Genomic DNA, 13,616 nt, shown 5'->3' on the forward strand with positions numbered 1-13,616 from the left:
TCTGCCCTTGTTACATGAAGCTTTTCAAGACATTCTGCACCATTCAAGGAGGGGCAAACATGAATTGTTCGCTGGAACAAGAAACCTTATTAATATTACTTAAAAATATAAGCAATCAGTTGAAACCTAAATTTGAACGTTGTACGGGGATCAGTTCCTCACGATACGTTCTGTTGTATCATCTCTATCTTCATGAAGAAGTTACACAAAGCCATTTGCAGAAGGCCATTCATATTGACAGTGCTGCTGTTACACGCCATTTGAAGCAACTGGAAGCAGACGGTTTGGTGTCACGAAGAAAAAACCCCGACGATCATCGGGAAACCTTCGTCCGGTTAACAGAACAAGGGCTAACGCATATCGCCAATTTCAAACAGGATCGAAACCAGTTTCTTCATCAGATGATACTGGATTTCAGTGAAGAAGAAGTTGCAATGATGACCGACATGCTTACTCGCATGCAATATAATCTGAAGGATCTGTAAATTTACGATGACAGTCAGCCTTCTTCAGATTTCTTTTCATAAATGAATAAAACTAGTTAGATGAGATGATACAATATCTCAGATTAACAAGAGATTATAGGCCATATATTATTCAGGCAAGATCAAAACAAACCGCTGAGTGTTTCATTACATGGCGGTTTGTTTTAATTTATCAACAGCTAGCTTTTCGAAATATTACAAGTTGGACTAGCACATACTAAGGAAACAGTTGGCTGAAGCTTACATAATGGAGGTCTCATCATGGTATTTACAATCACAATTATCATCGTTGCACTGTTTGCAATATGGGGAGCCGTCGCTCCTGATCAGCTGGCGGATGTGGCTAATGTTGCCTACAACTTCTCTATTCAGAATTTTGGCTGGTTTTATTTGCTAGCGACACTGTTCTTCCTGATCTTTGCTTTTTATCTGGCGTTCAGCCGATTTGGCGGTATTAGGCTTGGGGATGACGATGATGAGCCGGAGTATTCTACGGTTTCCTGGCTGTCCATGCTGTTTAGCGCGGGTATGGGCATTGGGCTGGTTTTCTGGGGAGTTGCTGAACCGCTGTCCCACTATTTATCTGCACCTGAAGGGGCGGTACCCGAAACAACGCAAGCAGCCATACTTTCAATGCGTTATTCCTTTTTCCACTGGGGGCTGCATCCTTGGGCTATCTATACCGTCATCGGCTTAGCACTTGCTTACTTCCAGTTCCGGAAAGGATACAAAGGGCTGATCAGTTCCACTTTTATTCCTCTGATCGGTGAGCGTCTTGCTGCAGGCTGGCTTGGTAAGGTTATTGATATTCTGGCGGTCATATCCACCATCTTTGGTGTTGCGACCTCGCTTGGATTGGGTGCTCTTCAGATCGGCGGGGGTCTGAATCACTTATTTGGTATTCCTAACTCGACTCTGTCTCAGGTTGTCATTATCATAGTTGTAACCGTACTGTTTTTAATCTCGGCAACCTCCGGTCTGGATAAAGGTATTAAGATTCTGAGCAACGTCAACCTCGTTATAGCTTTATTATTGATGTTGTTTGTATTGGTGACTGGACCGACGTCTTTTATATTTGACACATTCACAACAACCTTGGGCAGTTACATGCAGAATATTATTAACATGAGTTTGAGACTGACGCCGTTCTCAAGAGAAACCTGGATTGGAGCATGGACGTTATTTTACTGGGCATGGTGGATCTCGTGGGCTCCTTTTGTCGGCACTTTTATCGCAAGGGTATCCAGAGGAAGAACCATAAAAGAATTTGTAATTTACGTCATGGTTATTCCAAGTCTTTTCGGATTTATCTGGTTCTCCGTCTTTGGCGGAACAGGACTTCACATGGAATTGTTCAATGCCGCTCATCTGGCGGAGGCTGTCAAGGAAGATACGACAACCGCTTTATTCCTTATGCTGGAGCAGCTGCCTTTGGGCACGATCGTGGCATTCATCGCCACAATGCTGATCATGATCTTCTTTATTACGTCGGCTGATTCAGCTACCTTTGTACTGGGCATGCTCACTTCAGATGGCAAACTGGACCCAAGTACAAGAGTGAAATTAACCTGGGGAATTATGCAGTCCTCCATCGCGGTAGTACTGCTAATCAGCGGGGGGTTAACTGGCCTCCAGACAGCATCCATTGTAACCGCATTGCCGTTCGCTATTGTCCTTATCGGTATGTGTTTCTCCCTGCTCAAGGCTCTAAAGGCTGAGGACAAAGAGCGCCGTCAGAAGGAAAAACGGCAGCGCCAAAAGCTGAAACGACTGCTGGCGGAACAAGAAATCTCGTTGAAGGAAATTTCCGGCAGGTAATGTATACTTGATGTTAAAACTAACAAAAGCCCGCGTCCTTGCGGGCTTTTTATTATTTCATGGTATTGAGTTTTTGATTACTTGCTGCTCCTATACCAACTACAAAGAGTAACACCGAAGCCCCAAGAAGAATGAAAAGTGGCAGGTTCCAACTATTTGTTGCATCGTGCAGATATCCTATAAGGGCTGGACCGATTGCGGCAAGAAGATATCCGATCGATTGGGCCATGCCAGATAGTTCCGCTGCTTGATGCGCATTTTCAGTACGCAACCCGAAAAACATCATGGCCAAACTAAAGGCGAAACCTCCACCAATTCCGAGTATGACGATCCACAACAGAATGACATTAGAACTATTCACCTCAACAAAAAAAACTATATAGCTAGTATATTGTTTATCTAGATTCTTTTCCATTCCCGTTCAATAGAACGTGATGAGATTTTATTGATAAAATTGTATTAAAAGGATAAAATGACGAGCATCAACGGTTTTATTCGAAGAATGGTATAGCTTATGAAAGGTGGTTTAGCAATGAAGATTCTCATAGTGGGCTATTTTAGCGAGACCTCAAAATCAAATATTGCAAGGAGTTTTCCGCAAGACTGGAACGTTGTAATTGTTCCGCCCGGAAAAGAAATGCTGGATCATATTGAAGATTGCCAGGTACTCATCCCTGAACATATTAAAGTGGATCACAGTCTGCTTTCTAACGCAAAAAAATTAAAATTAGTACAGACGGGTGCAGGATTTGATAATGTGGATGTCCCTGCCTGTACACAGCGCGGCATTTGGGTGGCCAATGCTGGAGGAGTGAATGCACAGGCAGTGGCCGAACATGTAATGGCACTGATATTGTCTTATTATAAAAACATACCGTTTCTTGATACTTTCATGAAAAACAAGATGGATGAAAATCAATTGGACTATGCAGGGAGTGAGTTAAAGGGCAAAACAATTGGGATTATCGGTTTGGGTGCTATTGGAAAAAAAGTCGCTGCGTTTTGCAGGGTTTTTGATATGAATGTGCTGGCGTATGCGAGAAATGCCACTGCACAATCGGAAGGTTTTGTGAAGAAGACGGATTTTGATACTCTTGTAAGCACATCGGACATAGTCAGTGTACATGTACCCTTGAATCAGCAAACCAAACAGCTGATCAACAAAGCGGCATTCAAAAAAATGAAAAATACCACTCTTTTTATCAATACAGCCCGCGGAGGCATTGTCAACGAAAGAGACTTGATTGATGCATTAAAAAACGGGGATATTTCAGGCGCATGCCTGGATGTGTTTGAATCAGAACCGCTTCCTATTGATAGTGAGCTCCGGAATCTGGGTAATGTGATACTTACTCCCCATACAGCAGGAATGCCTGATGGTCGGAAATTTCATAAAACAAGATATGATTTCTTTATAAAGAATATAAAACGTGTAGAAAATGGTGAGGAGCCTGAAAGCAAGCTCAATCAGTTATGATGTTTTGGTGCAGGGGTATCTTTCCCCGTGTACCGATAAAATAAAAAGTCGCCTAAAATAGCGACCTTGATGGGAGTATGTTCTTGTCCGTCGACAAAAAACATCTCCGAAATATAGTATCATATCTTCAGAGATGTTGTCCTCCAACAGCTTGTATATTATTATCTTTATTCGCTATCTGGTTTATTGGCCTGCTCTTCATATATGAATGGATAGACTTGACTTCCGAGCAATATTCTTCGTCCTTGGAACTCATCATACAGATTGATTCGAACTGTCCCACTATTTATGATTTTGCTTAAGTTGGTATTCAAGTTCATGAAGTATGATTTATTATTGCCAACGGTTAATTCGGTACCAAGTGTTAATACCTTCTCTATGGATTTCCCGCTCGGGTCAATGACTTCCATAATGAGCTTATGGTCAGTAGAACCTGTCTCATAATCTCCATTCCTTAAGAGATCATAATAAATAACGATATTAAGCATATCGTCCCCTGCGCTAAGCGTTCCTTCACCTCTCGTAATGTTGAGCTGATACGGAAACAATTCCACATGTTGCAGGTTCGTTGCTGGTTGTACAACTCTAGGGCTAAGTGCTAAACGAACAGTATTAATAGAACCCGTGAGTTCATCCCCCACATCTGCCATCTTTCCATTCGCAACCCCTTCTCCGACATAGAGTTCAAGCTGCGAAGTATTCACATTTAGTGGAAGCTTGCTCCAGACCGTCACCAGGTTTTTCCCTTTTGGACTGGTCTTGGTGGACGATTGGCTGACCTCTGCCTCAAAATACTCATTATCTGGTGTTTTGTAGTAAGCAACTAACTGTGACTGCTTGGATTGCCGTTTTTCCTGGTTGGTCATTTCCAGTTCCGTGTACATTAGATTGGACTTAGCGTCATGGTAAATGGTGGTCAAGCGTTCACGGACTTCTGATTTCTTGCCCGGAGTATGGATGGGATAAGAGTCGCCTGCAGGAACCAGGCTCATAGCGTTGTTGAACGCGTTAAAGTTCAACGACAGAAATTTAGTAATGTCCTCGCCAGCTGTTTCCTGGAGCTCAATTCGTAATTGATTGAAATTATACGAATACGGTATGTTGGCAAGGATATAGAGTTCCACGGTTTCATTGGGCGCCAAGGTCGTTTGGTTATCCTGTACCACGATTTGGCCTGTATTACTGAGATCCCGCATTCCAGCATTTATTGCTGCTTTTAACACAGGCAGCTGCACGGTCGTCGTTTTGGTGTTACGAATGCTGATTCGGGCTACGATCTGATCTTTATCTCCCCATGGCAGCCGCTGATATGAGCTAAGCTTCACGCCAAATGTCCCGTGACTATTCTCGATGATATTCTCTGAGCCCTGATGACTTTTGCCTTCTTGAGCATGTGGAATTTTATAAAGGGCCGTCGGGAAGCTAATCTTCCCTTCCGTAGCAGGCTCCGTCAATTGCAGCTGCAGCGTATTCTGTTTCATATGCAATGGCACATCTACATCCAGATCGATAAGCTTCTCCTCCATCGGTTTCAGCGTAACATGGTCAATTGCCTTGGCATTCACCGGAATGCTATAACCTTCATCCGTAAAGATGGAAAGCTCATAAGCTGGCAGCTTCACGGATTTTTCATTGAGATTTTTAATGCGGAATTGAATATTCCATTTGCCAGTATTGTTCTCAGTATATACAGAAGCATATTTCAACTGGGTTTCAATCGTTTGATGGTTCACCGAAATTTTTCTGATGCCATAATCCGGCACAGGCTTATCAGCGGTAACAGCTGGAAGCTTGAAGGTTTTTACTGGTAGCATCATGTTCAACGTTTCGTCTTCTTGCGTAAATTGCATCGTCATAAGTTCTGTTTTAAGGTTGGATGGAACCTCTGCCAAATAATACATCGTTCGTTTCTGCCCTGGCTGGATCTTGAAGTTGCTCCCTGTATCATCCTCAGGCACAAGATCGAATACTGAGCCCCCGGCCGATTTCAGTTGTGCTTTATATCCGGGATCGCTTAGTACCTTCTTGCCCCCGTTTGCAAATTGAACGGCCACTCTCATGTATACTTTTCCATTATGATTCATTCGCTGCATCCGTTCCGCCTTGACCGTGACTGGCTGCTGTTTCATCATGATCTTGGTGCTTTTGCCCTTCACTACAGCAACATCCGGGGCTGCATCGGGAAGGTTGAACGATTGCACTGGGATCTGGATCTTCAATACTTCATCTTCCTGCGCAAGCTGCAGAGTCATGCCAGGTGTCTTCATCGTGGAGGGTATCTCAGCCCAGTAACTGATGACTCTGCTCTCCTGAGACTGAAGTTTGTAGCCTGAGCTGGCTGAATCGGGTACAAGCTCAAATGTTGAACCGCCCGCTGACCTTAGATATGCTTTATACCCAGGGTCACTTAGCATCTTGGTTCCTCCGTTCGAGAGCCTGAGTCCCAATTGAACATACACTTTTCCATTAATTTCATACCTCTGAAAGGTATCCACCTTGGCTGTGACAGGAAGATTATTTATTGTGATCTTTTTGCTCTTACCTATCGGAATTATAGATGAGTACTGAGCAGGAATCGTGAATTGTCCCAGCTTTTTCTGATAATTTGCGCTGTTAAAATCCCATCCGAACATGGAAATTTTGATTCCGTTGACCTTTGTCGAGTTTCCAATGTTTGCATAGTACGTCACAGACAGGCTGCTGTTCGCAGGCACCGTTCGTTTATCAGCATCACGGGTCACTGCTTTTCCTTTTATAGTCGTACCACTAGGCGTAGAAATCTTGGAAAAATAATCGATAAGATCCACCCTATTGCCGCTGCTGTTACTGTAATGAAGCGTATATATGAGAATACTTCCGCCTGGCTGAGTAAAAACATCCGTCCCGGTCAGCTTTACATGGACGCTCTGCTTCAACGAAACTGAGCCCAGTTGATCTAATGTCAGACCAGACGCGGCTACAGCAGATTTGGAAACGAGGTGATCAGCCGTGGATGCCCCGTATACGTCAAGGGCCATGAAATGACCCAACACGGCGGCACTGAGTAGTATTGTCACAACTGTTTTTTTCGGCCTATACATGAATCTACCTCCCTGTATAAAAAGACATTTGCCCGCTTTTCATTCTGTGAAGCAGGAAGCAGCGCACGAATGCAGGCTGCTTCCCGCCATTTACCTATTCGTTTAGATAAGTTGTGACCCGGTTTTGGATCAGTTTGGCTACTTCCTCGGCAGTTTTCTGTCCGCTAAAGAATGCAACGGACTCTTCTCCGGCAATACTTAACACTTTAACATCCAGATCTACATATTGATCGGCGGATTGAACAATTTGTTTAAACACGGCGAACTGTTCATCCGATACTTTTGCCATCTCCCCATTTGGAAGCTTGTATTCGCCATTTTTAACTTTTTCTTGAAGATCATCAATTTTCTTTTCATTCACGGATTTAAGCATCGAGAATCCTTCTCGATCTTGTAACATTTGCACTTCTTCCGACAATAAGAAGCTGATGAACTTCCAGGCTTCATCCTTTACGGGCGATTTGGCATGGATTGCGAACTGTTTTATAGTAGCTACTCGCGAGCCTTTTCGATCTCCGGTTTCTCCCGCCTGCGGTGATTGCAGCAGCTTGGGTTGATCAAAAAGCATGTAGGGACCTTCGATAAAATCAATTGGCGACGTAATTGACGTGGAATTGAACATTTGATTGCCCGGCTTTGCTTCTTCCGATGTCACAATCTTTTCCTCGTACATTTGTTTAACCTGCTCGAACAGATTCACAAATTCGGTAGAATCGAATGTTGCCTTTTTGGCCGAAGGATCGACAAATGCAGCGTAGTTCTCAACAAGCATCTCCTGAAAGAGGAGTTCGGGCGGGTAGGACGCTAACGCATAAACCTCATCGGTACCGCTTTTCTTTTGGATTACTTCTTTTGAAACCTTCTCAAACTCTTTCCAGTTCCAGGTCTTATCATCAAACTTAACATTAGAGTTGCTCAGCATTTCCCCATCTCCTACAAATGCTCGTAACATGTACCCCAAAGGTACGGTATACATTCCATCATTCACCTTCAAACCGTTCAAAATATTCATTTGCAAATCGTCTTTATCCAATGTCTGATCTTTATTGAGCAAGTCGTTCATGTCGAGAAGAACACCTTTGCTTACATATTCTTTGAATGGGAGGTCATCAACTTCAATGATATCCATGCTTTTTCCCGATAACATGGCTGTATTCATAGAATTCCGATACTTCTCGTAGTCCCCTGATCCCCATTGTCCTCCCGTCTTATATGCATTGATCTGCAGATCGATGTCCGGGTATTTCTCTTCGAACTTTTTCTCCACTGTTTGATAGAATGGGGTCGACTCTGTCACAGAAAGGGTAAGGATTGTTTTTCCATCTTTCGATGTCACTTTATCCGCTGTACTACTTCCCCCTGAACTGCATGCGGTTAAACTCGTGATAATAGCCCCCATAGAAAGGAGCAAAAGCCATTTTTTCATTGTATAATTCCTCCTGAACTCTTCTTATTGTTACGTCTCACTATTCCAAGCGGATACGGTCGCCATCTTGCAGAGGCTCGCTACTTTTCAGAATGATCTTATCCTCTGCATAGATGATGTCGGTTTGGATCATCGTTTCTTTGTCATTCTTCTCGCTGGACTCAATCTTGACTTTGCGAACAACAAATACATTACCGAGTGCCCCCGGCTGCTCCTCGACTACAAAAACATAAGTGCCTTCCCGGTCCTGATGAATAGCTTCATTGGAAACAAGCAGCCCTTGATCGAGAGAACTTTTCTCGATTTTAATCCGAGCCTGCTCACCTCCCTTCAGTTCGGCATCGAGGAGCTTAATACGAAGGATCTTTTGCGGAAGGGTTACCATCCCCGCTCCTTCATCAGATGCTCCCTCTATAAGTGGCTCCGCATTAATGATTTCTTCAATGATGCCGTCCATGCTGTTGGCTTGCTGCTCTTGATCTGTATCTACCTCTACCTTGATCCGCTCTCCGATGGATATCCCTAATCTGGACAAACGCTTTGCATCCGCATTAACCTCGAACTTGTACCCTTGCCCGCTGTTCGAGACAATGATGTCCGGCTCGCCTGCGGAAGCCAGACCTTCTACCGCGTTCAACTTCGTTATAATACCGTCGAACGGAGCGGTCAGTACCTGATCTTTGGTCAGTTGTTCTCTCATTTCGTTGATCTTGCGCTCCTGCGCAGCAATATCAAGTTTGCCTTTTTCAATTTCCCGTTGTGCGCTGCGCAGCTTAAGTTCATCTTCTTCGAGGGACGATTGGATGAACTGGTCCTGAAGATTCTGCTGCTCGATCTTCTGCTTATCCAGATTTGTTACTTCAAGTTCAATTTCTTGTTTTGTCGATTGACTATCATAGGTGATAAGCTTCTGTCCTTTCTTTACACGATCGCCTTCTTTCACAAAAATCTGCTGAGTCTTCCGCTCGGTTGAACCGGACAGCTTGGCTTCAGCGATCGGCTGAAGGATTCCGCTCCCTTCGATAACTAACGGGATGTCTCCCATTTTTGGCTGCTCCGTAGTCACTTTCGGTAATGTCAGCGATTGCAGTGTATTGCTGAACAATGTGAAGAGCAGCAACAATCCCATAAAGCTTATGAACACGACTAGAATGATTCGCTTTCGTCTTTGCTCAGCAGCCCCTGTATTTAACTCCATATCCTTTCTTCTCCTCCCAAAACCAGCACTGAAAAGTTAACCTTTAACTCCGGATAATTGAATACCCTCAATGAAATACGACTCCGCATACAGAAATACCATCACCATCGGGGCCATATAGAGCATGGATGCAGCAAAAGCAATGCCCTTGTCGCTTTGATTAATCGTGGATAAAAAAACGGACAGCGGCTGCTTGAACGGGTCGTCTAAAAAAATAAGAGGCTGTTCCACCATGTTCCAATAATCAACGAAGAGCAAAATCACAAGTGCGGCTAATCCTGGCTTGATCATCGGAACAATCATCGTAACAAATATCCTTAAATGTCCTGCTCCGTCCATTTTGGCAGCTTCAATATAGGCGTAGGGAATGTCCAGCATGAATTGTCTAAGCATAAACACACCGAAAGCTGCGAAGATGCCAGGAACAATGATGGCACTCGTACTATTCAGCATCCCAAGCATATCGACCATAATGTAATTGGGTACCAGCGTGACTTGGAATGGCATGAGCATCGTCATGACATATACCAAAAACATAGAGTCTCGGCCGCGAAATTGTAGCTTGGAGAATGCATAGGCAGCCAGAGCCGCAACAAGAGTCTGACCTACAATAATCGGTACGACCATGAACACCGAATTCCAGAACATCATCATAAATTTCGGGTTGTCGATAAATACCTTTCCATACTGTGCAAAGGAAACTTTATCCGGAATCAGTTTCAGGTTTGCAAATGCACTGTCTCTACCTAAGGCTGTTTCATTCATTTGCCCGATGAGGCCATAATTAATCCCAATTTCCTGTTCTGTCATCATTGAATTTGTGAATATAATCACAATTGGTGATATTAAGAGCAAGGCAATAACACTCAGGCTGAATGTTAATACACCATTTTTCAATATGTACACTACTCGCACAGACTTCGCTCACCTCCTATTCCATGTATTTCCGATGCCGACGTTCCATCGCAAACAGAGCCAGAACGATCAGCAGTATACTGACAAACATCAAGGATGCCGCTGCGGTTAGTTTCTGAATGTCGAGTGATATGAACATATTATTCATATAGTGCTGCATCATGTAAATACTGTCATGGGGATAACCGCCAGCAATCAGATACGTTTCCCGAAACACTTTAAATGAGTTAATAATGGACATAATCACTACAAAAAACATCGTCGAAGTCAGATAAACCAGTGTAACACTCCGAAATTGCCGTAAACGACCAGCACCTTCAATTCGAGCCGTTTCGTAGTAATCCTTCGGTATTTGCTGAAGTCCGGCAAGGAATAAAATAACGTTGTAACCTATGTTCTTCCATATATAGACCATAATCACGACTATACGTGCCGATTCGGATTTCATCCAATCCACCCGTCCGTATCCGAAACTATCCAGCCAGGCGTTAAGGGACCCGTTCCAATCAAAAAGGATCTGCCAAATCATGATGATCGAGGCGGTGGGCACAACAAGCGGCATCACATAAGCTGTTCGAAGCCATTTTTGGATATAGACATTTTTATGTAGAAGCATCGCGAGCCCCAATGACAGCATGATCATAAGTGGAACACTGATCGTACTGAAATATAACGTGTTGGAAGCTGCTTTGAGGAAAGAAGCACTTCCGAGCAGCTCACGATAATTATCGAGTCCCACAAAATGACCGTCTACCGAATGGCTCATAAACGAATAATACACGCCCATGGCAAACGGGATAAGGTAAAAGAGTGCAAATCCGATGCCGCTTGGCACAAGGAAGAACATGGCCGCCGAAGCATCCTTACGGAGCCATTTTTTCATGGTTTTCTAAATTCATCCTTTCACTGTTAACTTTAGTCTTTCATTCTGTTTCCTGTTTTGCCTCCCTTTCCACTCATTTTAGAAAAGAGTGTTTAAGAAAATAGTGGTAAGATATTAAAAAATTCTAAAGTTTCTTACTGATTTTGCGGTTTCGTGAGCAGCTTAACGAATTAAAGGGCAAAATAATGATTAGATACGCCTAATAGGCACTTGGTAGAAGCTCTTGCCCCGCGGCATCCCTTTACTTTTTTTCTATTCTTATTTCATCTAGAGTTGCATTTTTTCAATGCATAATGATACAGAAAAAAACCTCAGCCCGGTTAACCGAGCTGAGGTTCTTTTAACTTTCTAGAAGGTCTCGCGTATGCTTTATTTAATAACTTCAACCTTTTTATCCCCTGCTGACTTCGCTACTTCTAACGTTGTTGTACCTTGAGTAGCGACTATCACGCCAGTAGCCAACATAGAAACGATTAAAGCTGCACTGAGTGCTGTGGACATTTTCTTCTTCTTGACCATAATCATACCTCCTCTATCTCCCCACCTTACAGCAGTTCAAAATGAAGTTGAGTCTCAGGTAACTTCGTATTTCCTTTCCACTGATGTGCACCGTAACCCAATTCCAGAACCGCAGCAATGCGCTCGTTACTCAGTACACCAAACATTTCAGTACGGCTCGGGTCGTACATCCAGTCATGTAAGGTACAGTGCACACCCAGACTTTGCTCATGAGCCAGCAAGCGGAAATTCTGAATTAGGCAGCAGACAGCTGCAAAATCCTCTTCCCGCTTATATTGATCCGCCTCTTCCTTCACCAAGACCAGAAGATACGCAGGGGCCTGGTTCTGTAATCCCTGCATGAAGTCCCCATACTGGTTATCAACAAAGATAAATCGCCACGGCTCTCGGAGGCCATCATTTGGCGCCCATACGGCATGATTGAGCAATTCAAGGATTAGGTCCTGCGATACCGGTTGATCCAAAAACTCACTCGGACCGTCCATGTCTCCTTCCAGATCTGACAATTTCATTTTCTTATCCTCCTCTCCTATGTAGACTGTCCTCGCAATACGGTCCACTTCTGCTCGGCTGGTGTCCTTTTCCGACTTCTTGGCGCTTTGTCGTAATATCCTATATGAAGAATACCAACAAATCTTTCATCCTCACGTAAGCCAATTCCATTGAAGAACCCTTCATGCTGAATCATGGACTCTGTATCCCATAACATTCCTAACCCTCGTTCCCAGCCCAGCAGTTGGAAGCTCTGCATCACCCCGCAGGCAGCCGCATAATTGCGGTCATTGGTCAGACGATTCGATCCTACAGTCGACATAACAATGACGTGCGCAGGAATATCGGTAAATCTCTTTTTAAAAACATCCAGAAGTTTCCCTGGAATCAGCTTGCCGAGCTTGCTTTGTGACATCTGTTCCAGCATGCAGTCCACCAACCGTTTGCGTGCTTCTGGAGTTCCGGCATATACTACACGCCATGAGCCAGACTCAACAAATGGTTGAAGCCGTATAGCCTTACGCAGTAGTTCAACAACCAACTTCTGGTCCACCGGCGTAGAGTTACATTTACGAATACTCCTGCGCTCCCTGATCAATTCCGCCAGACTCATATGCTTCACTCTCCTTTGTTCTATCTGGATTCAATATTTATACTGCTGTCTTGAAGAAATTGATGGATTACTTTTAGCTCCGTTTCCGAATATTTGTCGAGAGTACGATAAAAGCGCTCAGCCTCATGTATATGCAGACGTTCATGCAGTTCAAAGATTTTTCTGCCTTGCGGTGACAACCGGAAATAGCTCTCCTTTTTGTTGTCGTTCATTTTCGTACGTTTGACGAATCCTTCCTCTAGCAGTTTGTTGCCAATTTTGGTGATACTTGCTTTGGACAAGTTCATCGCCTCGGCAATACCCGTGTTGTTAATGGGCTCATGCTTGCCTATGCAATCTATCATATGAACCGCGGTCAAATGCTGAGGGATTTTCTCGATGCTTTCACGCTGGGCGATACTTAGGAAATGCTCGATTTCTGTATCCTTGTGGTTCTCATACACATGTAAAAAACGGATAAATTGGTCATAAAGCAACTGTTTTGTTCGATCTTTTGAGATCATTCTTTGATCGCTCCTTATTTACTTGTAAACAAAAATATTCTTTTAAAAATAGAGTTATTCTAAATAAATTCTTATATTTAGTTTACTGGTTAACAATATATCATGAATGATAATGCTTATCAACTATATTCTCTGACATTACAACATTACTCTATAATCCAGGACAGAGACCTGCCTTGAACGGATTATCTTTTAATCTGCTCGTTA

Annotated in this window: 12 protein-coding genes and 1 pseudogene; 3 read left to right on the top strand and 10 right to left on the bottom strand. The window is 43.5% G+C overall.

Going from position 1 to position 13,616, the window contains the following annotated elements; all coding sequences use genetic code 11:
• The first annotated feature begins 59 nt into the window (after nucleotides 1–59).
• Together PAEAM_RS11325 and PAEAM_RS11330 are read left to right on the top strand one after the other, a co-directional pair.
• Nucleotides 60–485 carry a MarR family winged helix-turn-helix transcriptional regulator gene (locus PAEAM_RS11325; protein ID WP_100527554.1) on the top strand — a complete coding sequence of 142 codons (426 nt, stop codon included), beginning with the start codon at nucleotides 60–62 and terminating at the stop codon, nucleotides 483–485.
• A gap of 261 nt (nucleotides 486–746) precedes the next feature.
• Nucleotides 747–2,303, top strand: coding sequence for a glycine betaine uptake BCCT transporter (locus tag PAEAM_RS11330; RefSeq protein WP_100527555.1), 1,557 nt, complete (start codon nucleotides 747–749; stop codon nucleotides 2,301–2,303).
• 52 nt (nucleotides 2,304–2,355) lie between these two features.
• On the opposite strand, the pseudogene PAEAM_RS11335 reads toward PAEAM_RS11330, so the two are convergent.
• Nucleotides 2,356–2,658, bottom strand: a pseudogene (locus tag PAEAM_RS11335) (MFS transporter); the annotation flags it as partial.
• A gap of 159 nt (nucleotides 2,659–2,817) precedes the next feature.
• Here PAEAM_RS11335 and PAEAM_RS11340 point away from each other — a divergent pair.
• Nucleotides 2,818–3,780, top strand: coding sequence for an NAD(P)-dependent oxidoreductase (locus tag PAEAM_RS11340; RefSeq protein ID WP_243391307.1), 963 nt, complete (start codon nucleotides 2,818–2,820; stop codon nucleotides 3,778–3,780).
• A 167-nt stretch (nucleotides 3,781–3,947) separates the two neighbouring features.
• On the opposite strand, the gene PAEAM_RS11345 is transcribed toward PAEAM_RS11340, so the two are convergent.
• The 9 genes from PAEAM_RS11345 to PAEAM_RS11380 form a co-directional block, all read right to left on the bottom strand.
• Nucleotides 3,948–6,860 (bottom strand): hypothetical protein, encoded by a 2,913-nt coding sequence (locus PAEAM_RS11345; RefSeq protein WP_100527557.1) that lies wholly within the window; start codon nucleotides 6,858–6,860, stop codon nucleotides 3,948–3,950.
• Nucleotides 6,861–6,954: 94 nt separating this feature from the next.
• Complete coding sequence (locus tag PAEAM_RS11350; RefSeq protein ID WP_100527558.1) at nucleotides 6,955–8,286, bottom strand: ABC transporter substrate-binding protein; 1,332 nt, start codon at nucleotides 8,284–8,286, stop codon at nucleotides 6,955–6,957.
• Nucleotides 8,287–8,326: 40 nt separating this feature from the next.
• A complete protein-coding gene (locus PAEAM_RS11355) occupies nucleotides 8,327–9,484 on the bottom strand; it encodes an efflux RND transporter periplasmic adaptor subunit (protein WP_100527559.1) in 1,158 nt (385 codons plus the stop codon).
• Between the two features lie 36 nt (nucleotides 9,485–9,520).
• Nucleotides 9,521–10,399, bottom strand: coding sequence for a carbohydrate ABC transporter permease (locus tag PAEAM_RS11360; protein WP_100527560.1), 879 nt, complete (start codon nucleotides 10,397–10,399; stop codon nucleotides 9,521–9,523).
• 16 nt (nucleotides 10,400–10,415) lie between these two features.
• Complete coding sequence (locus PAEAM_RS11365) at nucleotides 10,416–11,282, bottom strand: carbohydrate ABC transporter permease (protein ID WP_100527561.1); 867 nt, start codon at nucleotides 11,280–11,282, stop codon at nucleotides 10,416–10,418.
• A gap of 369 nt (nucleotides 11,283–11,651) precedes the next feature.
• On the bottom strand, nucleotides 11,652–11,801 hold the full coding sequence (locus tag PAEAM_RS31765) for a hypothetical protein (RefSeq protein WP_165789877.1): 150 nt from the start codon (nucleotides 11,799–11,801) through the stop codon (nucleotides 11,652–11,654).
• Nucleotides 11,802–11,827: 26 nt separating this feature from the next.
• The gene (locus PAEAM_RS11370; protein WP_100527562.1) at nucleotides 11,828–12,313 is read right to left on the bottom strand and encodes a nitroreductase family protein; all 486 of its coding nucleotides are present in this window, start codon (nucleotides 12,311–12,313) and stop codon (nucleotides 11,828–11,830) included.
• A gap of 17 nt (nucleotides 12,314–12,330) precedes the next feature.
• Complete coding sequence (locus PAEAM_RS11375) at nucleotides 12,331–12,906, bottom strand: nitroreductase family protein (RefSeq protein WP_100527563.1); 576 nt, start codon at nucleotides 12,904–12,906, stop codon at nucleotides 12,331–12,333.
• A 20-nt stretch (nucleotides 12,907–12,926) separates the two neighbouring features.
• Entirely contained in the window at nucleotides 12,927–13,409 is a 483-nt protein-coding gene (locus PAEAM_RS11380; RefSeq protein WP_100527564.1) for a MarR family transcriptional regulator, read from the bottom strand.
• Nucleotides 13,410–13,616: the final 207 nt, after the last annotated feature.

This window comes from Paenibacillus sp. GM1FR, from assembly GCF_002803315.1.
Lineage (GTDB): Bacteria > Bacillota > Bacilli > Paenibacillales > Paenibacillaceae > Paenibacillus > Paenibacillus amylolyticus.